The following is a 24,375-nucleotide window of genomic DNA, read 5'->3' on the forward strand; positions in this document are numbered from 1 at the left end:
TACGCTTACTGTGGCAAATGCCATCCGCTGGTTGTCGAGTACATTACGGGCGGTCTGAATGCGCTTTTATCGAGCGGGTGAATAACTCGCCAACCTTGGGAGGTGTGCTGAACCTTATAGGCACTGTCCTTGATCCAAATGTAGTAGTTGCCGTTAAGGTCTAAAGTCTGGTCATTATTGCTAGAGGGTTTGCCTGAGTTTTTCAGTCGATTTGCCACAAGCGCAGATTGTTGGTAACCCGACAGGTCGCGTTTCCACAGTAGAAGAAGACTTTTATTTTCAGACCTTGAGTTTTTTACCAGCTCGAAATCTTTGAAGTAATCGATGAACCGGGTTTGAATATCGCTGTTGATAGAGGGCGTGTTCTTCTGATTAAGCAGCTTCCTCAGTTCCAGTAATTGGCACACTTGCCGTTGCTTTTCTTCAATCGTCCAGTTCTCTACCCCTGTAAACAGTTCGTTCAACAGAGAATCCACTGGAGCCGACCGCTGGCGTGTGCGGAAGGAATAGGTGATCTTTTCGGACACCGTTGGGCGTGAATGTGAATGACAATTTGCGCGACGGTCGGCATGGATGGGTTGGTTGACTTCGTTTACGGGAACGGCAATTCGTTTGCTGTCGGATATAAACGTATTCAGATTCAGAGTGGAAATATAGGCGAACAGGCCTTTTTCCTTTAATGGAATGAACGCTACCCGGTCCTTGCCGGATAATCCGCCCCCAGGAAGTTTTTTTTCAGCCAGATCCACATCCTCATTCTGTGTGTCTTTTTTTTCGTCAAATGTCTTTAGCTCATTCAGGAAAGTTGCTTGGTCGACCAGGCTCATTCGGGACGCCAGGAAGTTGGCCAGTGGTGTGCCGTGTCTTAGTTGGTGATCCATCTTGGAGAGATACTCCACCGGGGTGTCGTACACATGGAAGCCAGGCCCGCTGTCATCGGGTACATATATGATGTATTGGCTTGTCGAAGGGGTTTTTCCGCGAACTAACAGCGCTACGGCATTCGCCACGTACTTGTCTAAAAGGCTCACGGCGTGAAAAACAATCGGCTCGCTCTTGAGTTCGCTACCGTTAACAATGTCGACTTTTCTGTCTGTCAGTTTTTTTATTGTTAACCAGGTTTCTTCATTGATTTCACCGCTGAAGAACTTGCTGTATGCCGCCACTCTCATATTGAGTATGGCCAGTTTCACGGCATTTTCGCGGGCGTCTGGAGTATCAAATTTGTCCTTGAGCATTTTTTGGTATTCGCTGCCCATATCAAGACTGCGGCTCAGTTCGGCAAATGCCTGCGCGGTGATTTTCTCGTTTGGAGATTCGTCAGGCGAACCCTGCGCACTGGATGAGACGCCGCTGTCGCTAGAGTAGTAATCCGGTGCGATTTCGGCACCGGTAAAGTTCAACATGGCAGCCTGTAGCAGGGTAATGCTGTGTCCGGCATCCTCTACGGCGGTATTGGGTTTGAGCTTGATTTTGTCCTTGGGCCTGAACCGGGCTGTGGATTTTTTTCGCAATGCCTCGCGGAGCTTTCGCTTGCAGAAGACGACGGGTGTCTCGAGTGTAGAAAGCGACCCTTCGAGTGTGCACTGAAGCACAAATGCTTCTTCCAGTGCCGTACGGTATTCATCAATCCTGGTGTTGTGTGACGTGTCGAAATTTTTCATCTTTGTGGACATGAATTCTTCCACAAGCAGCGCTTTGTACCGGTTTTTTCTGGAAGTAGTATTTCCCATGGGCGGGAAGCAGTTGGTAATTGTCCAGTTGAATAGTGTCATGTAAGTTGTTCCGTCTAATGGGTTGAAGTTGTCTTGCGCGTGTAGGCTGGATAGATAAACGCCAACAACAATAGTTTGTTGCCCGGAGTTTGCGGGTTTTGAAAGTCTTGTCCGGCGGGCCGCAGTCTGTTTCCGCAAGGCAGCGTCATGTTAGGTGCTTTCTTTGTGAAAGAATAACGCCATTATTTAATGGTTTTGCGGGTGAGTTCAGCGGGATTTTGAATTATTGATATACGTATGTATTGCACAATTATTTTTCAAATGTGCTCGGTCTGCTATTGGTTAAATATATCCGGTTTTATGTTTTTTATTTTGTCTGGTATCGATATGGTTGTAACTCAAACCTGCAATAAAGGAATATTGCCGATGCTCACTACACAAAACCAGGTCAACCCTCAGCCACCAACGAGTAACGAAGTTCTTGGCGTGCTACTGGAAAGCACGGGCGATCTGGACAGCGCCGAAGCGCTGCAAAAAAGCCTGCCCGACATACTGCTCAAAAGTTCGGCCGCAACTCTGGTCGCACTCGATCAAACGGCCCGCGACCTGCACGCCGCTCAGTTGGCAGTCGATAAGGAACTGAGCAAGCTGAAACCGTTGCACACCTTCTGCAAAAGCCAACTGATCAAGGCGCTGAATTCCAGGTGGACAGCCGTTTTTGATGTTGAAAAAGACCTGCTGAGTCTGCCGGGAGCCGAGTGTGGCTGCCCACCGAGCGCTACCGACAAGGAGGGTATTCAGACTTTCCCCCACGCCACGCAGACGTTGCTGCAAGCGGCGATGCAGAATTTCAGCAAAGACGAAGAGACCAACGATTACCCCGTCGGCAGCCTGGTGCGTGTGGCCAGTGCGCCTGCCGGCGTGGCCGGGTTGACTCCGGCGTCGTTTGCAAAGTTCTGTCGCGAACTGGATCTGGGCAAACGCTACCAGGAACATTTTCAGGAGGTGTTCGGCCTCAGCGACGCTGCAGGCAAGGTGGTGGCCACCAGCCCGGTAACGCGGGACATCGCAACAATGAAAAAACACCTGCTGCACCTGGATATGCACCTGGCCGGGCTCAGGCAGCACATCACGCCAGCAGGCTCGCAGATGATGCAAAGACTGATTGCCGCGGACGGGGTGGTATCGGCGAAAACCCTGCATTACCGGAAGCGTCCCTGGATCATGCAAGGCATTGAGGTCCTCGACAGTTGCATCTGGGGCGTCGTGGTGTTTTCTCAGCGCTCTTTCGAGTTGTACCCAGACGAAAAGTGCGTGGTGTACATGGCCGCAGAGCCGCAAAGACCTTTGTACGAATACCAGAGTTTCACCGCGTTCAAGCAATACCTGGCGCAGAGTCTGCGTACGCAAAGCTACAAGGATTATCTGGCCGACAGCATTGACGAAGATGACAAGGCGGACTTCTTCAAAGCCCTCAAGAAGACCGCAGACCTTGGACACATCAAACAGTTGTCAATCACCGTGCCGCTGTTCGAGTTCATGGTGCAAAGTCACCTCGGCAAGTTGCAGATCGACGCCTGCAAACTCGCCGTACCGACGGCAGAGATCGATGAGGATGTGCGACGCAAGCGCCTGCTCGACTTTATCGAGCTGGGTGTGACGGTGGCGACGGTGGCGGGATTTTTCGTTCCGGTCGTAGGGCAGTTGATGATGGGCGTCGCTGTCGGGCAAATCCTTGGCGAAGTGTATGAAGGTTACGAGGACTGGCAGCGGGGCGATCAGCAGGAGGCACTGTCACATCTGCTAAGCGTGGCGGAAAACATTGCGCTGATGGGCGTGTTTGCTGCGGGGCAGAAGGTGGTTGGAGCATTGGGGCGCAAACTGGTTCGTGCCCACCCGGAGTTTTTCAGTGAGTTCACCGCGATTCTCAACCCCGCCGGAAAATCGCGTCTATGGAAGCCTGATCTCACGGCTTACGAGCATCGCCTGCCACCAGGGTTCACAGTGGCGGACGACTCCGTGCAGTTGTATCAAGTCCGAGACAAAAGCGTTGGCTGTGTTGATCACCGGATCTTTTCCGGGACATATGATGCGGCCGCCCGCCGTTGGCACCTCGAACATCCCGCACGTACTCAGGCCTATACGCCCAGGCTGGACCAACACGTTGAAGGGGGCTGGCGCCTTCCGGCTGAAGATGCCGAAGAATGGAACAGCGCACCTTACACACTCAAACGTATTGATCCAGGTTTGTGCGAGTTCGGCGACAAGGATCTGGACGTGATCCGGCGGCTCGGCGGTGCCACTCATGACGAGTTGAATCGCACCTACAACGATAATCTCGCGCTGTCCGCTCGCTTGCGCGACACCGTACAACGCATGCGGATCGAACGGCAGCTGGATAAGTTGATCCGCGAGCTTGCGAGCGGTGAAACACACGCAGCCCAGCCGTTGCCAGAACAATTGCAGGGTTTGCCGCAAACGCCAGGCTGGCCCACTGACCGTTATTTGGAAATCACCGATGCGGAGGGTGGGATCACGGCGACCTATCCCGCCAACGTAGCGCATGACGAGACCCTCAGTGTGGTGGTCGGCCAGGAACAGCTGGAAGAGGGGCAGTTATTGCAGACGGTGATCGATGGCCTGTACCCGAAAGAGGTCGAAACATTGCTTGGGGCCAAGGTCAGTGCCGGCAACCAGAGACAGGCCTTGGCCAGGAAGCTGGGGGCGACATTCAACGCTGATCGGCGTGGGGTGTTCGAGCGGATGTACCAGCGCTACGACCAGAGTGATGCTGACGAGGTGAAAAAATTGCGCCAGGTATTCGCCGACATTCCGGCGCGTTATGCCCAGCGCTTGATTGATCAGGCGCCGAGTATCGAGCGAGTGCATTTGCGCTCGACCGGGCGAGTGCCTTTGCGCCTGGGGCAGAAGGTTCAAAGGGCCATTGCCACAGTGCGGGTGGATCGCGCGCTGAGCGGGTTTCACGTGCCGCAGATCGCCAACGCCGACAATGAAAAACTGGCAATCCAGTTGTTGCCTCGGCTGAGTGGCTGGGACGCGCGACTGCGCCTGACGGTGCGCGACAAAACGTTGACCGGGCCGGTGCTGGAAGCCATCGGCGACGAGGCAGCGACACCTTTGCACACTTGTACGCTGGTCAAGTCCGGCGATGGCTACGAAGCATTTGCCGGTGACGGTCAATCCCTCGGCCGCGTTGCCCCCGGCCCTGATAGCCTGTACGCCGCCATTCTCAAAGCGCTGCCACCACGCCAACGCATTGCCGCCGGTTTCTCCGACCCGGTGGACGCCGACAGTGCGCGGCTGCGCGGCAAATTGCTGGACGTTGCGCTCGATAATCGTGAGACCTGCGCGCAGGTATTGGCAGACGGCAAGCTGGATCCGCGGGTCAATGAGCCTGCGTGTATGCAGGCCAACCCGCCGGCGACAGCGTCGCTGCATCCGCTTGCGTTGCTGCGCAAGGTCAGAAAACTTTACCCGCTCTTGAGCGAGGTGCAGGCCAGCGAATTCATCGACGACCTGGGTGCCGACCCGTTGACCCGCGCGATCCGGGTGAAAACGTTGCGCCGTAATCTGGAGCAACTGCGTGACGTGCTGGAGGCATGGGACGGCGATGACGCGGCCATCAAGGCGTTGGGTGGCGACGTGCGCGAGGTGCAACAGAGCCGCACGATGATGGCAGAGCAGATCGAAGACAGCTTCCGGCGACTGTTCATGGAGAAGAATGAAAGCGGCAGGCTTGTCTGCACACTCAATCTTGACGGGTTACAGGGGGGTAAGTTACCCACGCTGCCGCCAGGGCTCAACTTTGACCATATCGAACATTTGTCGCTGAAGAACATGGCGCAGGGCGATGACCTTGCGTATTTCCTCAAGTCATTCAAGCAGGTGGTGTCGCTGGAACTCGACGGCAATCAACTGACCCGCATGCCGGAGGTGCTGTCGCAAATGCCCAGGCTCACGCATTTGAGTCTGGCGCGCAACCGCATCAAGTTGACCGAACAAACCCTGTCGAAGTTGGGCAACTTGCGCACATTACGCACCTTGATTCTGGACAAGAATCCGCTGGGTGCGACCCTCAAAGTCGAAAAACTGGCTGATCTGCGCACGCTTTGTCTGAACGATACCCACGCCACCGAGTTGCCCCTGGGGCTGCAACGCTTGCCGCATCTGGACTGGGTGGATCTGCGTAACAATGAAATCAAGGACTTGCCGGACTGGTTGTTCAAGACCGGCAAGCGTTTCAGTCGTACGCTCAATCTGCGCGGTAACCCTTTGTCACTCGTCAGCCAGACGCATCTGGCCGACTATCGCAACAACGTCGGCATCGGCATGGGCTATCTGGAGAACGACATTGCCCGTATGGACGAATACCAGGCACGTTCGTTGTGGTTCACCGATAAGGCCGGCCAGGAATGGGAGCGACGCAACCGGATCTGGACGGCATTCAAGGATGATCAAAGGGCCGATGGCTTGTTCCATTTGCTCTCGGAGCTGGGCGATACCGCCGACTCCGAGAGGGTCAAAGAGGACATGCATCGACGTGTGTGGCGGGTACTTGAGGCCGCCGAGCCGGATGCGCAGTTGTCCGCGCAGGTAATGGACGTGGCCGCTTCGCCGATCAACTGCACGGACACCGCGGCGATGAATTTCAGTGATGTGGAAATCGTCGTGGAGGTCAGCCGGGCGGCGGATAACCCTGAGCGGTTGCTCGAGCTTGGGCGCGGCCTGTTTCGGCTGGCTCAACTTGACGAGATTGCCCAGGCGCATATCAAGAAAAACCCCGGGGTCGATCCGCTGGAGGTGGGGCTCGCCTATCGCACCGGATTGGTCAATGAACTGAGCCTGCCCAACCAGCCGCAGCACATGCGCTATGCCGCGCTCGCCGGAGTGACAACAGCCGATCTGGCGGCGGCGAAAACTTCGGTCATTACCGCAGAACTGACGCCTCAGCTGCAGGCATTCGTGATGCAACAGGCGTTTTGGCGCGACCACCTCAAGCGTAGTCAGCGCCAGAAATTCGCCAGCATCGACGCAACTTACCCGCCACGGATGAACGAGTTGTACGAAAAGGCGAGTTCATTGAGTTCTGCCGACTACCGCAACCAGATGGAAGCCATCCAGCTCCAACAGGAGCAAGCCGAGGATGCGGTGATCAAGCAACTGACCGACGAAGCGATGCGCAGGGTGGATCTGGGCATCTGTGCGATGACCGATGTGTAAGGGTTACTTGCCACGAATCAACTGGCGTAACACGAAGCGGTTCGGATGACAGGCCTCGGCGACGCTGCGCGGCACGGGCAACGGTTCGTTGTTGAGCCAGGCGGCGAGCAATTCGCCGGACAGCGGAGCGGTGATCAGCCCGCGCGAACCGTGGCCGCTGTTGACGTATAAACCGTCGAGCCAGGGGCAGGGGATGTCCGGCACTTGTCGGGCATCCTTGCTCAGCGCTGCATAGGCTTGAGTGAAGGCTTCGCGATCGGCGAGGGGGCCGACAATCGGCAGATAGTCGGGACTGGTACAGCGAAAAGCCGCGCGGCCCTGAAGGTCTTCGACATTCTGATCGGCTATGTGCAGACGGGCGACGAGGTCGCTTGAGATCTCTTCGAGCATCGCCAGATTGCCCTGGTGTTCGGCGGTGGTCGGGGTCAGGTCATCGCTATTGAAATCGAAGCTGGCACCGAGGGTGTGTTCGCCCAATCGCGCGGGCGCAACGTAACCTTCGGCGCAGACCACGGTGGCCAACGCCTGGCTTTGCACTGTCTGCGCCAAGCGAGTGATCTGACCGCGAATGCGCTTGAGCGGTAGCTCGGCACTTTGGGCGAAACGCTTGATCTCGGCAGCGCCGGCCAGCACCACGACCGGCGCGCTGGCGAGCAGATGGTCACCGTCGAAGGCTTGCCACTGATCATCGACCCTGCGCAGTTCGACAGCCTCCTGATGGCTGAGCAATTTGATATTCGGGTGCGTCGCTTGTGCCTGGCACAACGCGGGCGGGTGCACCCAACCACCTTCGGGGTAGTACAAACCGCCATGGGCCAGACCGACACCGGCGCGGGTTTGCGCCTCGGGCTGTTCGAGCCACTGCAACAGATCTTCCGGGAACGCTGCAGCCAACTGCGCGTGGCGTTCGGCTTCCTTGGCATTGAACGCCAGTTGCAGCACGCCGCAATTGTCCCAGTCGGTGCCGCGTTGCAGGGTTTCAAGCAGGCGTCGGGTGTAGCCGAAACCACTGACGATCAGTTGCGACAGCGCCGTGCCATGGGCAGACAGTTTCAAATACAGCACACCCTGCGGATTGCCCGAGGCTTCTTGCGCAACGCCAGCGTGACGCTCCAGCAAACTCACCTGCCAACCGCGTGACGCGAGGCTGGCCGCCGTGGCACAGCCGGCCAGACCGGCGCCGATCACCAGCGCTCGCCGTTCACCGGTCAAGGGGGCCGGGCGCGCGAACCAGGGTTTCTCGGCGGCGGGCGGCGCAACGCCTTCGGGCCAGCCGAGGAACTCACCCCGCAGGATTTCCCATTTGTGGCCGATGCCCGGCGTGCGCTTCATCTTGAACCCGGCGGCATTGAGCAAGCGCCGCACCCAACCGGTGCTGGTGAAGGTGCTGATGGTCGAGCCGGGCGCCGCCAGACGTGCCAGTTCGGCGAACAGTTCGGCAGTCCACATGTCGGGGTTTCTTGCCGGAGCGAAGCCGTCGAGAAACCACGCATCGATCTGGGCATCGAGCTGCGGCAATTGCTCAAGGGCATCGCCGATCAGCAGTGTCAGGGTGACGCGACCATTGGCCAGCGTGATGCGCTGGAAGCCTTGATGAATGGCCACGTAATGCTTCAACAACTGATCGGCGAGCGGCTTGAGTTCCGGCCACAACGCCAAAGCGCGGTGCAGATCCGCCGGGCTCAACGGGTACTTTTCGACGCTGACAAAATGCAACTGCGCACCCGCCACGGCGTGTTGTTCGAACACTTGCCAGGCGCAGAGAAAATTCAACCCGGTGCCAAATCCGGTTTCGCCGATGACCAGCCGTCCACCTGCCGGCAACGCGGCAAAACGCTCGGCCAGACGGTTCTGTTCAAGGAACACATAACGGGTTTCATCGAGCCCCGACTGATCGGAAAAATACACGTCATCGAACTCCCGCGAACGCGGACGTCCGTGGTCATCCCAGTCGAGTTGGGCGTGGGGCGATACAGGTTTCATGGCAGGCTCGGCAACGACAAGGCGGCCATTCTAGCCGATCAGGAGCAGGGCGCTTGATCCATGGCAAAGTGCAGGGTGGACAGCTCACGGACAATCGATGGTTCAGGACTGGATATAAGGATTTATGTGGCGGAGATCCCTGTGGCGAGGGGATTTATCCCCGATGGGCTGCGAAGCAGTACCCAAACCATTCAACCCGGTTAATTCAGTCAAACCACATGTGCCGGGTTTGGGGCCGCTTCGCAGCCCATCGGGGATAAATCCCCTCGCCACAGGTTTCTTATTCACAAAAGTATCTGTGTGTGATCCTCGGGAATTTGTGCCCTGTAGCCGTGCCCAATCCGCTAGTCTTGCTGAATTCTGGAAGGAGCCGTCCTATGTTTGAATCCGCTGAAATCGGTCATGCCATCGACAAAGATACCTACGAGGCTGCCGTCCCTGCGCTGCGTGAAGCACTGCTCGAAGCCCAGTTCGAATTGCAGCAGCAAAAGCGTTTCCCGGTGATCGTTTTGATCAACGGCATCGAAGGTGCGGGCAAGGGCGAGACGGTCAAGTTGCTCAACGAGTGGATGGACCCGCGACTGATCGAGGTGCGCACCTTCGACCAGCAGACCGATGAAGAGCTGGCGCGTCCACCGGCGTGGCGCTACTGGCGGATGCTGCCGGCCAAGGGGCGGATGGGGATTTTCTTCGGCAACTGGTACAGCCAGATGCTTCAGGGCCGGGTTCATGGTTTGTTCAAGGACCCGCGGCTGGATCAGGCGATCGCCGGCGCCGAGCGTCTGGAAAAGATGCTCTGTGATGAAGGCGCGCTGATTTTCAAGTTCTGGTTTCACCTGTCCAAAAAACAAATGAAGGCGCGGCTCAAGGCCCTCGCTGACGATCCGCTGCACAGCTGGCGCATCAGCCCGCTGGACTGGCAGCAATCGCAAACCTACGACAAGTTCGTCAAATACGGCGAGCGTGTGTTGCGCCGCACCAGCCGCGACTATGCGCCGTGGCACGTTATCGAAGGCGTGGATGCCAACTATCGCAGCCTGGCGGTGGGCAAGATTCTCCTTGAAGGTTTGCAAGCGGCTCTGAAGCGTCCGGACGTTCATCCTCACGAAGTCAGCGCCGCGCCGCTGGGCACTGCGGTCGATCAATTGAACCTGCTCGACTGCCTCGACCTGAGCCAACAACTGGACAAGAAAGACTACGAAGAACAATTGATCACCGAGCAGGCACGGCTGTCCGGGTTGATGCGTGACAAGCGCATGCGCCGCCACGCCTTGGTGGCGGTGTTTGAAGGTAACGATGCGGCGGGTAAGGGCGGGGCGATTCGCCGGGTGGCGGCGGCACTCGATCCGCGCCAGTACAGCATCGTACCGATTGCCGCGCCGACCGAAGAGGAGCGCGCGCAACCGTATCTGTGGCGTTTCTGGCGGCATCTGCCGGCGCGGGGCAAGTTCACCGTGTTCGACCGTTCGTGGTACGGCCGGGTTTTGGTGGAGCGCATCGAAGGTTTCTGCCCGCCGGCTGACTGGTTGCGCGCCTACAGCGAGATCAACGACTTCGAAGAGCAGCTCGCCGATGCGGGAGTGATCGTGGTCAAGTTCTGGTTGGCGATCGACAAGGACACGCAAATGGAGCGTTTCCAGGAACGTGAGGAAATCCCCTTCAAGCGTTTCAAAATTACCGAAGACGACTGGCGCAACCGCGACAAGTGGGACGCCTATCGCACCGCAGTGGGCGACATGGTTGATCGCACCAGCACCGAGATCTCACCGTGGACATTGATCGAGGCCAATGACAAGCGCTGGGCGCGGGTCAAAGTGTTGCGCACGATCAACCTTGCGTTGGAAGAAGCCTTCGAGAAATCCGACAAGAAAGCGAAAAAACACAAGGACTGAAACGATGGGCACGCATACGCGGGGTGAATGATTGTCGCGGTCGGTAATCGGGTGGACTTATGCTCAGGTCCACTCTCAACCGACAACAACAATGAGGTATGCCATGCGTGAAGTGGTGATCGTCGACAGCGTACGGACCGGCCTGGCCAAATCCTTTCGCGGCAAGTTCAACCAGACCCGTCCCGATGACATGGCGGCTCATTGCGTCAACGCGCTGCTTGAGCGCAATGACATCGACCCGGCCAGTGTCGAGGATTGCATCGTCGGTGCCGGCTCCAACGAAGGCGCGCAGGGCTACAACATCGGTCGCAACGTCGCGGTGCTTTCGCGTCTGGGCACCGGCACCGCCGGCATGACCCTCAATCGTTTCTGTTCCTCAGGCTTGCAGGCCATTGCGATTGCCGCCAACCAGATCGCTTCTGGCTGCAGCGACATCATCGTCGCGGGCGGCGTCGAATCGATCAGCCTGACGATGAAAAGCGTCAACACCGATCACCTGATCAACCCGCTGCTCAAGCAGCAAACCCCGGGCATCTATTACACGATGGGCCAGACCGCCGAAGTGGTTGCGCGTCGTTATGGTGTCAGCCGTGAAGTCCAGGATCGCTACGCCCTGCAAAGTCAGCTGCGCACCGCGCAAGCCCAGGCCGCCGGTTTGTTCGACGATGAAATCGTGCCGATGGCGGTGAAGTATCGCGTTGAGGACAAGAACACGGGCGAGGTGCAGATCCTCGATGGCGTCGTCGAGCGTGACGACTGCAACCGTCTGGACACTACTTATGAAAGCCTCGCCGGGCTTAAACCAGTATTCGCCGAGGACGGTTCGGTGACGGCGGGCAACTCCTCGCAACTGTCCGACGGCGCGTCGATGACGCTGGTGATGAGCCTGGAAAAGGCGCTGCAACTGGGGCTCAAGCCGAAAGCGTTTTTCCGTGGTTTCACCGTGGCCGGTTGCGAGCCGGACGAGATGGGCATCGGCCCGGTGTTCTCGGTGCCGAAACTGCTCAAGGCCAAGGGCTTGCAGGTGGCTGACATCGATTTGTGGGAACTGAATGAGGCGTTTGCCTCGCAGTGCTTGTACAGCCGTGATCGGCTGGAGATCGATAACGACAAATACAACGTCAATGGCGGCTCGATTTCCATCGGTCACCCGTTCGGCATGACCGGGTCGCGGCAGGTCGGGCATCTGGTGCGGGAGTTGCAGCGGCGTAACTTGCGTTACGGCATCGTCACCATGTGCGTGGGCGGCGGGATGGGGGCGACGGGGTTGTTTGAGGCGGTGCGCTGACTCACCGCACCCCTGTAGGAGTTGCGGCACGCTGCGATCTTTTGATCTTGCTCTAATAAAGCCAGAATCGAAAGATCGCAGCCTCGTTTCACTCGAATGCTCCTACACAGGGTCCTGTTCGGATTAGCGGTTGGAATCCTGAAGTTGCATCCGCGCGATGTAAGCCTTGATCTCCTGCTCAGCCTTCTCATGGCTGTCAAACGGCCCCTCAAGGGTATTTTCCCGGGTGCTGAAAAACAGTTCGCCATTGACCCGACACACTCGGTCACTGCGAAAGTGCGTGGCGGGGGCGGGGTCTTGGGCGCGCATGCCTAACATGATCGATCTCCCTGCTGATGCAGCGCTTGGGCTGGATCGAATGAGCTTATGCCTGAACCACTTGGCCCGCCTGACCAGCCGATCAACGGCGTTGCGTCAATTTAATGCTGCGACCTGCACAGTTTCATTAGCGGCCCGACCCTAACTGTCCCTGTGTTGCATCAGGCGCGAAGCCTAGAATGAGCGCTCTAGTCAGCAGGCTTTGGGGTTCACATGCACATTTCATCCGGTCGCTGGGTTTACGGTTTGTTCCTGGCGCTGCTGACCGCATTTCTGTGGGGCATCCTGCCGATCAAACTCAAACAGGTGTTGCTGGTGATGGACCCGGTCACGGTGACCTGGTTTCGTCTGCTGGTGTCCGGCGGCTGCCTGTTCATTTATCTGGCCGCGGTCAAACGCTTGCCGAGCCGCAAGGTGCTCGGGCCCAAGGGCGGCTGGCTGGTGCTGATGGCGGTGCTCGGGCTGGTCGGCAACTATGTGCTGTACCTGATGGGTCTTAACCTGCTCAGCCCCGGCACGGCGCAACTGGTGGTGCAGATGGGCCCGATCATGTTGCTGATCGCCAGTCTGTTTGTGTTCAAAGAGCGTTTCAGCATTGGTCAGGGCGTGGGTCTGGCGGTATTGCTGATCGGTTTCGGGCTGTTTTTCAATCAGCGACTGGCGGAGTTGCTGACGTCGCTGTCGGATTACACCGCAGGCGTGTTGCTGGTTTTGTTGGCGTCGACGGTCTGGACGTTCTATGCGCTGGGCCAGAAGCAGTTGCTGACGGTGTGGAATTCGCTGCAGGTAATGATGGTGATTTACCTGTTTTGCGCGTTGTTGCTGACACCGTGGGTGCATCCGCTCGAAGCGCTTGAGTTGAGCCCGGTGCAGGGCTGGCTGCTGCTGGCGTGCTGCATGAACACGCTGATTGCCTACGGCGCGTTTGCCGAAGCGCTGGCACATTGGGAGGCCTCGCGTGTCAGTGCGACGCTGGCGATCACGCCGCTGGTGACATTCGTGGCGGTGGCGATTGCGGCCAGGATCTGGCCGGAATACGTGCATGCCGAGCAAATCAATGCGCTGGGGTATGGCGGGGCGGTGCTGGTGGTGCTGGGTTCGGCGCTGGTGGCGTTGGGGCCTTCGTTGCTTGCCGGGCTCAAGGCACGGCGCCTGCGGATGGCTTGAAGGTCAAAAGATCGCAGCCTGCGGCAGCTCCTACAGTTGGAATGCGTTCCCCTGTAGGAGCTGCCGAAGGCTGCGATCTTTTTGCTTCTAGCCTTTGGCGCCAGCCTCGATCATGTTCTCCGGCCGCACCCACGCATCAAACTCTTCATCCGTCAGATAGCCCAACTCCAGCGCCGCTTCGCGCAAGGTCAGCCCTTCGCTGTAAGCCTTCTTGGCGATTTCCGCCGATTTGTCATAACCGATGTGCGGGTTCAATGCCGTCACCAGCATCAAACCGCGCTCCAAGTGCTGGGCCATGACCTGCGCATCCGGCTCGAGTCCTGCGATGCAGTGCTGCTGGAAGTTGCTGCAACCGTCACCCAGCAAGCGGATCGATTGCAGCAGGTTGTGGATGATCACCGGTTTGAACACGTTCAACTGCAAATGGCCCTGGCTCGCGGCAATGCCGATCGACACGTCATTGCCCAGCACCTGACAGGCGAGCATCGACAGCGCTTCACACTGGGTCGGATTGACCTTGCCGGGCATGATCGAGCTACCCGGCTCGTTGGCCGGCAAGCGCACTTCAGCGAAACCTGCGCGTGGGCCGGAGCCAAGCAAACGCAAGTCGTTGGCGATTTTCATCAGGGCCACGGCGAGGGTTTTCAGTGCGCCGGACAGACTGGTCAGCGGTTCATGACCGGCCAGCGCAGCAAATTTGTTTGGCGCGGTGACGAAGGGCAGGCCGGACAGCGCAGCGAGCTCCGCCGCGATTGCCTCGCCAAAGCCGTGCGGCGAATTCAACCCGGTGCCGACGGCGGTACCACCCTGCGCCAGCTCACACACCGCCGGCAGTGCCGCGCGGATCGCGCGCTCGGCGTAATCCAGTTGCGCTATGAAGCCCGACAACTCCTGACCGAAGGTGATCGGCGTCGCGTCCATCATGTGCGTGCGGCCGGTTTTCACCAGTTTCATGTGCCGCGCGGCCAATTCAGCCAAGCCACCTGACAGCTCGGCAATCGATGGCAGCAAATGCTCTTGCACGGCTTTGACCGTGGCGATGCTCATGGCAGTGGGGAAGCAGTCGTTGGAGCTTTGCGAGCGATTGACGTGATCGTTCGGGTGGACCGGGGTCTTGCCGCCGCGTGGATTGCCGGCCAGTTCGTTGGCGCGACCGGCGATCACTTCGTTGACGTTCATGTTGCTTTGGGTGCCGCTGCCGGTCTGCCAGACCACCAGCGGGAACTGGTCGTCGTGCTGGCCGTCGAGGACTTCGTCGGCAGCCTGCTCGATCAAGCGGGCAATATCGGCGGGCAGATCACCGTTGCGGTCGTTGACCCGCGCGGCGGCTTTCTTGATCAGGGCCAGGGCGTGCAGTACCGGCAGCGGCATGCGTTCCTGACCAATGGCGAAGTTGATCAGCGAGCGTTGCGTCTGAGCACCCCAGTATGCGTCGTCCGGGACCTCGATCTGGCCCAGGCTGTCGGTTTCGATACGGCTCATCGTGCACACTCCTGTTGGTCTGTTTGCGCAGTTTAGGCCGGTGTCGGCCCAGGTGGTTCCCTCGAATCGATTGTTGACCGGTAAAACCCCGCCAATCAAGCGCGGCAAGGCTTGGGGGGTTGAGCCGCGATGAATGTTAGGCGCAGAATGGGCGCCCTTGGGGTTTTACCTCGCCTAGCTGAAAAGGAAACTCGATGACTCGTCTTCGTGCCATCTGTACCGCAGTAGCCCTGGTTTGCGCCAGCGGCCAGGCCCTCGCCGATACCGCCAGCCACAACGCCAGTGCCGAAGCTTTCCTGACCCTGGCGCACGCTGACAAACTGGGCACCCCGGTGTACATGCAAGTACAGCAAATGTTTGCCCAGCGTTTTGAGCAGACCAAAGCCCCGGAAGCCAAGAAAGCCGTGCTGGAAACCTATCAGGCCAAGGCTAACGCTGCGCTGGACCAGGCCATCGGCTGGAACAAGCTCAAGCCGGACATGGTCAAGCTCTACACCACCAACTTCAGCGAGTCCGAGCTCAAGGACCTCGTCGCGTTCTACAAGTCGCCACTGGGCAAGAAAGTCCTGGAAAAAATGCCGCAGCTGACTCAGCAATCGGCCCAGATGACTCAGGCCAAGCTGGAAAGCGCCGTGCCGGTGGTCAACAAGCTGCTGGAAGACATGACCAAAGAGCTGGCCCCTGCAGCTCCTGCGGCCAAGAAGAAGTAAGCGGAGTTCGTGATGACCATGCAACAACGCATTGAATCGACGCTGGCGCTGCTTCAGCCTGAACATCTGCAGGTGCTGGATGAAAGCCATATGCACAGTCGTGGGTTACAGACTCACTACAAGGCCGTGGTAGTCAGCGCGCAGTTCGAAGGGCTGAACCGGGTCAAGCGCCACCAGAAAGTCTACGGCACGCTCGGCGAGCTGATGGGCGAGTTCCATGCGTTGGCGCTGCACACTTACACCCCGCAGGAATGGGCAGAGACCGGCGCCGCCCCCGCGTCGCCGACCTGTGCCGGCGGTAGCAAGCACTGATTTGTATGTAACGGGCTTTTTGTGGTGTGGGAGCTTTTGTGGCGAGGGGATTTATCCCCGATCGGCTGCGCAGCAGTCGTAAACCCACAGAATGCGGTATCCCTGAGAGACTGAATTCGCAGGTTTTGGGGCCGCTTCGCAGCCCATCGGGGATAAATCCCCTCGCCACAGAGTTCTCGGCACATCCTATAACGATCCTGTTTTTGCTAGAATCCGCAACGCGCCGCTCACCCGGCGCGTTTTTTTTCGCATCCGGTTCACCCTTTACGAGGGTAGCCACCTGGAGAAATACCCATGACACAACCGATTGTCGTGGCGGCACTGTATAAGTTCGTCACCCTCGAAGATTACGTCAACCTGCGCGAGCCACTGCTGCAAGCGATGGTCGACAACGGCATCAAAGGCACATTGCTGATTGCCGAAGAAGGCATCAACGGCACGGTTTCCGGCACTCGCGAAGGCATCGACGGCCTGCTCGCCTGGCTGAAGAACGACCCGCGCATGATCGACATCGACCACAAAGAGTCGTATTGCGACGACCAGCCGTTCTACCGCACCAAGGTCAAACTGAAGAAAGAGATCGTCACCCTCGGTGTCGATGGCGTCGACCCGAACAAAAAAGTCGGCACCTACGTTGATCCGCAAGACTGGAACGCGTTGATCAGCGACCCTGAAGTGCTGTTGATCGACACACGCAACGATTACGAAGTTTCGATCGGCACCTTCGAAGGCGCCATCGATCCGAAAACCACCAGTTTTCGCGAATTCCCCGACTACATCAAAGCGCACTTCGACCCGGCCGTGCACAAGAAAGTCGCGATGTTCTGCACCGGTGGCATCCGCTGCGAAAAGGCCTCGAGCTACATGCTGGGCGAAGGCTTTGAAGAGGTTTACCACCTCAAGGGCGGCATTCTGAAGTACCTCGAAGAGGTGCCGCAGGAAGAAACCAAGTGGCAGGGCGACTGCTTTGTGTTCGACAACCGTGTGACCGTGCGCCACGACCTCAGCGAAGGCGACTACGATCAATGTCATGCTTGCCGCACACCGATCAGCGTTGAAGATCGCACCTCCGAACACTACGTCGCTGGAGTCAGTTGCCCGCATTGCTGGAACACGCTGAGCGAGAAGACTCGCCGCAGCGCCATCGACCGGCAGAAGCAGATCGAACTGGCCAAGGCCCGCAACCAGCCGCACCCGATCGGCTTTAACTATAAGCAAGCATCTACCGAGGCTTAACCATGTCTGCGCGCCTGCTCTATGTGATGGATCCGATGTGTTCGTGGTGCTGGGGATTTGCTCCGGTGGCCAAGGCACTGGTCGAGCAAGCGCAGGCAGCCGGGGTCGAGCTGCATCTGGTGGTGGGCGGATTGCGCACCGGCAGCGGTTCGGCGCTGGAGCCGAGCACCCGCCGCTACATTCTTGAACACTGGCAAGCGGTCACCGAGGCCACGGGACAGCCGTTCAAGCTTGACGGTGCGTTGCCCGACGGTTTTGTCTACGACACCGAGCCTGCCTGCCGTGCAATTGTCACTGCACGCAGCCTGGCACCGGATTGTGCGTGGAAACTGGTCGGACTGATCCAGCAGGCGTTTTACGCTGAAGGTCGCGATGTCACTCAGGCCAGCGTACTGGTCGAGTTGGCGGAGCAGGCGGGCGTGCCGCGCATCGAATTCGCTGCGTTGTTCGATCATGCCGATCAACACAAAGCCACTCAGGCCGATTTCACCTGGGTGCAGGACCTCGGCATCGCCGGTTTCCCCACGCTGCTCGCCGAACGCAACGGCCAACTGGCGCTGTTGACCAACGGTTACCAGCCGCTCAGTGAACTGTCGCCATTGCTCGGCCGATGGCTGGAGCGCGCAGCCTGTGCCTGACCGGGCCGATGACACGCCAGCCGTAAAGCGTGTCGACCGGCTGAGCTGGGCAGAAGTCCGGCGACTGGCACTCACTCACAAAAAATCCCTGTGGATCGCCAACGGCGTCGCCGTTCTGGCGACGCTGTGCAGCGTGCCGATTCCGTTGCTGCTGCCATTGCTGGTGGACGAAGTGCTGCTCGGCCATGGCGATGCGGCGCTGAAGGTGATGAATCACCTGTTACCGACGATGTGGCAGCAAGCGGCGGGCTATATCGGCCTGATGCTGGTGGTCACCTTGACCCTGCGCTGCGGCGCGTTGGGCTTTGGCGTGTTGCAGTCGCGGCTGTTTGCGCGTCTGGCCAAGGACATCGTCTATCGCATCCGCGTGCGCTTGATCGAACGGCTCAAGCGGATTTCCCTCGCCGAATATGAAAGTCTGGGCAGCGGCACGGTGACCACCCATCTGGTCACCGATCTCGATACCCTCGACAAGTTTGTCGGTGAAACCCTCAGCCGGTTTCTGGTGGCGATGCTGACGCTGGTCGGCACCGCGAGCATCCTGATGTGGATGCACTGGAAACTGGCGCTGCTGATTCTGCTGTTCAACCCGCTGGTGATCTACGCCACGGTGCAGTTGGGCAAACGCGTCAAACACCTGAAGAAACTCGAGAACGACAGCACCGCGCGGTTCACCCAGGCGCTGAGCGAAACCCTCGACTCGATTCAGGAAGTACGGGCGGGCAACCGTCAGGGTTTCTTCCTCGGCCGGCTCGGGTTGCGGGCGCAGGAAGTGCGTAACTACGCGATCAACTCGCAGTGGAAAACCGACGCCTCCAACCGTGCCAGTGGCCTGCTGTTCCAGTTCGGTATCGACATCTTTCGCGCGGCGGCGATGCTCACCGTGCTGTTCTCTGATCTGTCGATCGGGCAGATGCTCGCGGTGTTCAGTTACTTGTGGTTCATGATCGGCCCGGTGGAACAACTGCTCAACCTGCAATACGCCTATTACGCGGCGGGCGGGGCGCTGGCGCGGATCAACGAACTGCTGGCGCGGGCCGATGAGCCGCAGTATCCGGGCGGTGTCGATCCGTTCAAGGGCCGCGACACCGTGGGCATCGAGGTGCAAGGCCTGAGCTTCGGTTACGGCGATGAACCGGTGCTGGATCAGTTGAATCTGTCCATCGCGCCCGGTGAGAAAGTCGCGATTGTCGGCGCCAGTGGCGGTGGCAAAAGCACCCTGGTGCAATTGCTGCTGGGGCTGTACACGCCGCTGTCCGGGACGATTCGCTTTGGCGGTTCGACCCAGCAGGAAATCGGTCTGGAGACGGTTCGGGAAAACGTCGCGGTGGTGTTGCAGCATCCGGCGTTGTTCAATGACACCGTACGCGCCAACCTGACCATGGGCCGCACGCGCAGCGACGAAGCCTGCTGGCAGGCGCTGGAAATCGCTCAGCTCGAACCCGCCATCCGGGTCTTGCCGGAAGGCCTCGACAGCATTGTTGGGCGTTCCGGTGTGCGCTTGTCTGGTGGACAGCGCCAGCGCCTGGCGATCGCGCGGATGATTCTCGCCGAGCCGAAAGTGGTGATCCTCGACGAGGCCACTTCGGCCCTCGACGCCGCCACCGAATACAACCTGCATCAAGCCATGGCGCGGTTCCTCCATGGCCGCACCACGTTGATCATCGCGCACCGGTTATCGGCAGTGAAGCAGGCGGATCGGGTGTTGGTATTCGATGGCGGACAGGTTGCCGAGGATGGCGATCACCAGCAGTTGATAGCCGACGGCGGGCTGTACGCCAAGTTGTATGGCCATTTGCAGCAGATTCAGCGTCCCTGAGCTTCCAGCCCTTTTTGCCCTCAGTGTGTGAATCTCATTGAGTAAACCTGCTCGGAAAGCCTCTAAAGATCAGTCGGTTGCACGATCAGCGTTGCAGACGGCCAACCTGTCCCTTTGACATATCAAAAATTAGCCTAGGCTGAGCTGTCAGGAGCGGGATTTTACGGTTGTTCATCTGGCAGTACTTGCGCAAGGGATCTCATGGAGCAAAAGCGGACTCTCGGAACGCCACGGTTGTTGGGCATCGTCTGGCCATTTATTGCCGTCGTGTTGTTTCAAGCGTTATTGGGGGGCGTGAGTCTTTACGTGCTGTCGGCCGTTCGCGGTTACGTGGCGGGGGAGAGTCTCTGGTCCAAGGGCCAGAAAGATGCCATCTACTACCTCAATCTGTACGCAGACAGTCGTGACGAAACGATATTCCTCAAGTACCGGACCGCGATTGGCGTCCCTCAGGGCGGTCATCAGCTGCGTCTGGCGCTGGATCGTCAACCGCCGGATCTGGCCGCCGCACGCGAAGGCATTCTGAAGGGTGGCAACCATCCGGACGATGTCTCTAGCGTAATCTGGTTGTACCTCAACTTCCGTCATTTCAGTTACCTGGAGACCGCCATCGACCGCTGGACGGTGGGTGACGCTTATCTGGTCGAGCTGGATGAGCTCGCGCGCGGGATGCACCGCAGTATTTCCGAGAATACCGCCAGCAGTGCCGATATCCTGCGCTGGAAGGCGCAGATCTTTGCGATCAATGATGCCGTGACTCCGGCGGCAAAAGCCTTCAGCGATGCCTTGGGCGAAGGCTCGCGGATGATCCTGCGCCTGTTGCTGGTGATCAACCTGGCCACGGCGCTGGGGCTGATCGTGCTGGCCTTGTTGCGCACCCAGAAATTGCTCAAGCAGCGCCACGCCTTTGCCGAGGCGCTGCAACTGGAAAAGGATCGCGCGCACGTCACGCTGCAATCGATCGGCGATGGCGTGATTACCACCGACGTGACGGGGGCCATCGATTACATGAACCCCGCCGCCGAAGCCATGACCCACTGGAAAGCCGAACATGCCGCCGGTCTGCCGCTGGCGGCGCTGTTCAATTTGCTTGATGACAACGCCCAGGCCGAAGGCCTGGCACTGATCGAGCACATTCTCAGCGGTCAGCTCAGTGGCGGCAGTGAACACTCCAAGCTGATCCAGCGCCTGGACGGCAGTACGTTGTCGGTGACGCTGGTCGGCGCACCGATCCGCAATGCGGGCAAGGTCAGCGGCACGGTGCTGGTGCTGCACGACATGACCCAGGAACGCCAGTACATCGCCAATCTCTCCTGGCAGGCCACCCACGATGCGCTGACGGGGCTGGCCAACCGTCGCGAGTTCGAATATCGCCTGGAGCAGGTGCTGCACAACCTCACGCGGCAGGCGGGGCGGCACGCATTGATGTTCCTCGATCTGGATCAGTTCAAACTGGTCAACGACACCTGCGGCCATGCGGCGGGCGATGAACTGTTGCGACACATCTGCACGCTGCTGCAATCGGGCCTGCGCGAGGGCGATACGCTGGCGCGGCTAGGCGGTGACGAGTTCGGTATTTTGCTGCAGAACTGCGCGCCGGAGGCGGCGGAGAAAATTGCCGATGCGCTGCGCCAGACCGTTCAGAACCTGCACTTTGTCTGGAAAGGGCGGCCATTCCTGACCACCGTCAGCATCGGCCTGGTGCATATCACGCAGACGCCGACGACCCTCGAAACCTCGCTGCGTGCAGCTGATATGGCCTGCTACATGGCCAAGGAAAAGGGCCGCAACCGTGTGCAGGTCTATCACGCCGACGACTCCGAACTGTCGCTGCGCTTCGGTGAAATGGCCTGGGTCCAGCGTTTGCACATGGCGCTGGAAGAAGACCGTTTTTGCCTTTATGCCCAGGAAATCTCCCCCCTGAAACCGAGTGTAGGCAAGGGCGGGCACATTGAAATTCTGCTGCGTCTACATGATGAAGCCGGGCGAATGATTCTGCCCGACAGTTTCATTCCCGCCGCAGAACGCTATGGCTTGATGACTCAGTTGGATCGCTGGGTAGTGCAAAAAGTATTCAAGGTAATTGCTCAATGTATTACGCAAGAGCATGAAGGTCCTTTAGCGATGTGTGCGATTAATCTGTCAGGCATTACTATAGGAGATGACGCGTTTTTGCACTTTCTGCGCGAGCAGTTTGTTAAGTATTCAATACCGCCTGAAATGATTTGTTTTGAAATTACTGAAACCAGTGCAATTTCAAACTTGGGCAGTGCAATTAGATTTATTAATGAACTCAAAGGCTTAGGTTGCTATTTCTCACTGGATGACTTTTGTGCCGGAATGTCTTCGTTCGCTTATCTGAAACATTTGCCTGTAGACTTCCTGAAGATCGACGGGAGTTTCGTAAAGGATATGCTGGACGACCCGATAAACCGCGCAATGGTCGAAGTGATCAATCACATCGGGCATGTCATGGGTAAGCAGACAATTGCCGAGTTTGTTGAAACAACTCAGATCGAACAGGCATTGCTTGAAATTGGTGTGGATTACGCTCAAGGTTATGTTATTGAGCGTCCGCAATTATTTACCTGTGACAGTTTGCAAAGTCGGCCCGCCAGACCGCAACCGCTGTTATTCAAAGCGCCTGGCACGTTCCGTTGAAGTCTCTCGCCGATCCTTACAATCACAAATCAAAAGGAGCCGAACAGTGATCGACACATTCAACCGAACCGGACCACTCATGGAAGCCGCAAGTTATCCAGGCTGGGCACAACAGCTGATAGATGATTGCAGCGAGAGCAAGCGCCGGGTTGTCGAACATGAACTTTACCTGCGCATGCGTGACAACAAACTCAGCGCCAAAACCATGCGCCAGTACCTGATCGGGGGCTGGCCGGTTGTTGAGCAGTTCGCCTTGTACATGGCGCAGAACCTGACCAAAACCAGGTTTGCCCGTCATCCCGGCGAAGACATGGCGCGGCGTTGGCTGATGCGCAACATTCGCGTCGAGCTCAATCACGCCGATTACTGGGTGCACTGGAGTCGCGCGCATGGGGTAAGCCTGGAGGATCTTCAGGCCCAGCATGTGCCGCCCGAATTACATGCCTTGAGTCATTGGTGCTGGCATACAAGTTCCGCCGATTCACTGATCGTCGCTATCGCCGCGACCAACTACGCCATTGAGGGCGCGACCGGGGAGTGGTCGGCGCTGGTCTGTTCCGATGGCGTGTACGCCGCGGCATTCCCTGAAGAAGATCGCAAGCGTGCGATGAAGTGGCTGAAGATGCACGCCCAGTACGACGATGCTCACCCATGGGAGGCGCTGGAAATCATCTGCACCCTGGCGGGCATGAACCCGAGCGAGGCCTTGCAGGCCGAGTTGCGTCAGGCAATCTGCAAGAGCTACGACTACATGTACCTGTTCCTGGAGCGGTGCATGCAATTGGAAACGTCCGAACGCTTGCTGGTAAGCCGTGAGCGCAGGGCTGTGCTCGAGAACTGATTGCTCGGTACAACGCAAAAAAATGTAGGAGTGAGCCTGCTCGCGATGGCGGATTGTCAGTCAACATCATTGTTGAATGTCAGACCGCATCGCGAGCAGGCTCACTCCTACAGTTGTTTTAGGGTGTCTGAAGGGGCTCAGCCCGCCATTGCCAACCGATTCCGCCCCTCACGCTTGGCCACGTACAGCGCGCTGTCGGCACGGCGCAACAGGCTTTCTGCCGATTCACCCGGTAGCAGGGTGGAGCAACCCAGACTGACCGTCAGCTCGATCAGTTTTCCATCGGCGTAATACTCCGCCGCTTGCGCCGCATAACGCAGACGCTCGCCGACCATCGCCGCGGCTTCCCGGCTGGTGTTGGACAGCATGATCAGAAACTCTTCCCCGCCATAACGAAAGACCATGTCGACGTTGCGCAGTTGGCCCTTGATCGACGCCGCAACGGCTTTAAGCACATCATCGCCTGCGCTGTGGCCGTGACTGTCGTTGACGCGTTTGAAGTGGTCGATATCCAGCATCAAAACCGACAGCGGTTGCACATGGCGTCGAGACATCTCGATCTCGCGTTGCAGCGTCTGCTCCATCGCGATGCGATTGCCGGCGCCGGTCAGCGGGTCACGCAACGCGCTCTGGGTGGCCGCTCGGTACAGCAAGGCATTGCGCATCGGGTACAGCAACGACGACAGCAGCGATTCGAGATTGCCCTGATCCTGCTCGTTGAAGCGCTGATTGCGGCGAAATACCACTTCGCCCATGTGCTCGCCTTCGTGGCTCAGGCTGTAGCTGACGGAATGGTGACCGCGTGCGCCGAACTCCAGGCGCAAGTCGCTGCCCTTGTGCTCGTAGCTCAAGGCGTCCAGCGGCACAAGGCGTTGAACCTCGCGGAAAAACAGACCGAGTATGCGTTGCGGTTCGAGACTGGTTTGCAGTTGCAGGCTCATTTGCTGGCGCAATTGCGTCAGGCTGGTCGGGCGTTCCAGAAGTGGAGGAAGCTGACCAAAGCCCAGGCGTTGCAATTTGGCACTGTCAAAGTCAATTGCATTGGTCTGGGAGGGTGATTTCATGTGGCGTG

Annotated in this window: 16 protein-coding genes; 11 read left to right on the plus strand and 5 right to left on the minus strand. The window is 58.4% G+C overall.

Annotated features, from left to right (window positions below; all coding sequences use genetic code 11):
• Positions 1–5 precede the first annotated feature (5 nt).
• Entirely contained in the window at positions 6–1,775 is a 1,770-nt protein-coding gene (locus tag ICA16_RS08525) for a dermonecrotic toxin domain-containing protein (protein WP_210700389.1), read from the minus strand.
• Between the two features lie 366 nt (positions 1,776–2,141).
• On the opposite strand from ICA16_RS08525, the gene ICA16_RS08530 reads away from it, so the two are divergent.
• Positions 2,142–6,956, plus strand: a complete 4,815-nt coding sequence (locus ICA16_RS08530) for an NEL-type E3 ubiquitin ligase domain-containing protein (RefSeq protein ID WP_210700390.1) — start codon at positions 2,142–2,144, stop codon at positions 6,954–6,956.
• Positions 6,957–6,959: 3 nt separating this feature from the next.
• Here the strand turns inward: ICA16_RS08530 and mnmC are convergent, their stop codons facing one another.
• Positions 6,960–8,939 (minus strand): bifunctional tRNA (5-methylaminomethyl-2-thiouridine)(34)-methyltransferase MnmC2/FAD-dependent 5-carboxymethylaminomethyl-2-thiouridine(34) oxidoreductase MnmC1, encoded by a 1,980-nt coding sequence (gene mnmC / locus ICA16_RS08535; RefSeq protein ID WP_210700391.1) that lies wholly within the window; start codon positions 8,937–8,939, stop codon positions 6,960–6,962.
• Between the two features lie 377 nt (positions 8,940–9,316).
• On the opposite strand from mnmC, the gene pap reads away from it, so the two are divergent.
• Both pap and ICA16_RS08545 read left to right on the plus strand, forming a co-directional pair.
• Complete coding sequence (gene pap / locus ICA16_RS08540) at positions 9,317–10,831, plus strand: polyphosphate:AMP phosphotransferase (protein WP_150603282.1); 1,515 nt, start codon at positions 9,317–9,319, stop codon at positions 10,829–10,831.
• Positions 10,832–10,934: 103 nt separating this feature from the next.
• On the plus strand, positions 10,935–12,119 hold the full coding sequence (locus ICA16_RS08545; RefSeq protein ID WP_210700392.1) for a thiolase family protein: 1,185 nt from the start codon (positions 10,935–10,937) through the stop codon (positions 12,117–12,119).
• Positions 12,120–12,242: 123 nt separating this feature from the next.
• On the opposite strand, the gene ICA16_RS08550 is transcribed toward ICA16_RS08545, so the two are convergent.
• Complete coding sequence (locus ICA16_RS08550) at positions 12,243–12,437, minus strand: DUF6316 family protein (RefSeq protein WP_042560379.1); 195 nt, start codon at positions 12,435–12,437, stop codon at positions 12,243–12,245.
• A gap of 213 nt (positions 12,438–12,650) precedes the next feature.
• Between ICA16_RS08550 and ICA16_RS08555 the strand changes: the two genes are divergently transcribed.
• Complete coding sequence (locus ICA16_RS08555; protein WP_150603284.1) at positions 12,651–13,604, plus strand: DMT family transporter; 954 nt, start codon at positions 12,651–12,653, stop codon at positions 13,602–13,604.
• Positions 13,605–13,691: 87 nt separating this feature from the next.
• Here ICA16_RS08555 and ICA16_RS08560 read toward each other — a convergent pair whose 3' ends face one another.
• Positions 13,692–15,086, minus strand: coding sequence for a class II fumarate hydratase (locus tag ICA16_RS08560; RefSeq protein ID WP_150603285.1), 1,395 nt, complete (start codon positions 15,084–15,086; stop codon positions 13,692–13,694).
• Positions 15,087–15,280: 194 nt separating this feature from the next.
• On the opposite strand from ICA16_RS08560, the gene ICA16_RS08565 reads away from it, so the two are divergent.
• The 7 genes from ICA16_RS08565 (at position 15,281) to ICA16_RS08595 (ending at position 23,303) form a co-directional block, all read left to right on the plus strand.
• Positions 15,281–15,796, plus strand: coding sequence for a DUF2059 domain-containing protein (locus ICA16_RS08565; protein ID WP_042560377.1), 516 nt, complete (start codon positions 15,281–15,283; stop codon positions 15,794–15,796).
• Between the two features lie 12 nt (positions 15,797–15,808).
• Positions 15,809–16,108 carry a BolA family protein gene (locus ICA16_RS08570; protein ID WP_150603287.1) on the plus strand — a complete coding sequence of 100 codons (300 nt, stop codon included), beginning with the start codon at positions 15,809–15,811 and terminating at the stop codon, positions 16,106–16,108.
• A 294-nt stretch (positions 16,109–16,402) separates the two neighbouring features.
• Entirely contained in the window at positions 16,403–17,344 is a 942-nt protein-coding gene (gene trhO / locus ICA16_RS08575) for an oxygen-dependent tRNA uridine(34) hydroxylase TrhO (protein ID WP_150603288.1), read from the plus strand.
• Between the two features lie 35 nt (positions 17,345–17,379).
• Entirely contained in the window at positions 17,380–17,982 is a 603-nt protein-coding gene (locus ICA16_RS08580; protein ID WP_210554165.1) for a DsbA family protein, read from the plus strand.
• Complete coding sequence (locus ICA16_RS08585; protein ID WP_210554001.1) at positions 17,975–19,801, plus strand: ABC transporter ATP-binding protein; 1,827 nt, start codon at positions 17,975–17,977, stop codon at positions 19,799–19,801. Before ICA16_RS08580 ends, ICA16_RS08585 begins: the two co-directional genes overlap by 8 nt.
• Positions 19,802–20,002: 201 nt before the next feature.
• Positions 20,003–22,462, plus strand: a complete 2,460-nt coding sequence (locus ICA16_RS08590; RefSeq protein ID WP_210700393.1) for an EAL domain-containing protein — start codon at positions 20,003–20,005, stop codon at positions 22,460–22,462.
• A 79-nt stretch (positions 22,463–22,541) separates the two neighbouring features.
• Entirely contained in the window at positions 22,542–23,303 is a 762-nt protein-coding gene (locus tag ICA16_RS08595; protein ID WP_215731397.1) for an iron-containing redox enzyme family protein, read from the plus strand.
• A 137-nt stretch (positions 23,304–23,440) separates the two neighbouring features.
• On the opposite strand, the gene ICA16_RS08600 is transcribed toward ICA16_RS08595, so the two are convergent.
• On the minus strand, positions 23,441–24,367 hold the full coding sequence (locus ICA16_RS08600; protein ID WP_210700394.1) for a GGDEF domain-containing protein: 927 nt from the start codon (positions 24,365–24,367) through the stop codon (positions 23,441–23,443).
• Between the last annotated feature and the right edge of the window lie 8 nt (positions 24,368–24,375).

Origin of the sequence: Pseudomonas anatoliensis (assembly GCF_017976235.1) — a bacterium.
In the GTDB taxonomy this organism is placed as follows: domain Bacteria; phylum Pseudomonadota; class Gammaproteobacteria; order Pseudomonadales; family Pseudomonadaceae; genus Aquipseudomonas; species Aquipseudomonas anatoliensis.

Bases quoted from the DNA above. Each gene is read 5' to 3' on its own strand.
- ICA16_RS08525 (WP_210700389.1), bottom strand. From the start codon at position 1,775: ATGACACTATTCAACTGGACAATTACCAACTGCTTCCCGCCCATGGGA.
- ICA16_RS08530 (WP_210700390.1), top strand. From the start codon at position 2,142: ATGCTCACTACACAAAACCAGGTCAACCCTCAGCCACCAACGAGTAAC.
- mnmC (WP_210700391.1), bottom strand. From the start codon at position 8,939: ATGAAACCTGTATCGCCCCACGCCCAACTCGACTGGGATGACCACGGA.
- pap (WP_150603282.1), top strand. From the start codon at position 9,317: ATGTTTGAATCCGCTGAAATCGGTCATGCCATCGACAAAGATACCTAC.
- ICA16_RS08545 (WP_210700392.1), top strand. From the start codon at position 10,935: ATGCGTGAAGTGGTGATCGTCGACAGCGTACGGACCGGCCTGGCCAAA.
- ICA16_RS08550 (WP_042560379.1), bottom strand. From the start codon at position 12,437: ATGTTAGGCATGCGCGCCCAAGACCCCGCCCCCGCCACGCACTTTCGC.
- ICA16_RS08555 (WP_150603284.1), top strand. From the start codon at position 12,651: ATGCACATTTCATCCGGTCGCTGGGTTTACGGTTTGTTCCTGGCGCTG.
- ICA16_RS08560 (WP_150603285.1), bottom strand. From the start codon at position 15,086: ATGAGCCGTATCGAAACCGACAGCCTGGGCCAGATCGAGGTCCCGGAC.
- ICA16_RS08565 (WP_042560377.1), top strand. From the start codon at position 15,281: ATGACTCGTCTTCGTGCCATCTGTACCGCAGTAGCCCTGGTTTGCGCC.
- ICA16_RS08570 (WP_150603287.1), top strand. From the start codon at position 15,809: ATGACCATGCAACAACGCATTGAATCGACGCTGGCGCTGCTTCAGCCT.
- trhO (WP_150603288.1), top strand. From the start codon at position 16,403: ATGACACAACCGATTGTCGTGGCGGCACTGTATAAGTTCGTCACCCTC.
- ICA16_RS08580 (WP_210554165.1), top strand. From the start codon at position 17,380: ATGTGTTCGTGGTGCTGGGGATTTGCTCCGGTGGCCAAGGCACTGGTC.
- ICA16_RS08590 (WP_210700393.1), top strand. From the start codon at position 20,003: ATGGAGCAAAAGCGGACTCTCGGAACGCCACGGTTGTTGGGCATCGTC.
- ICA16_RS08595 (WP_215731397.1), top strand. From the start codon at position 22,542: ATGGAAGCCGCAAGTTATCCAGGCTGGGCACAACAGCTGATAGATGAT.
- ICA16_RS08600 (WP_210700394.1), bottom strand. From the start codon at position 24,367: ATGAAATCACCCTCCCAGACCAATGCAATTGACTTTGACAGTGCCAAA.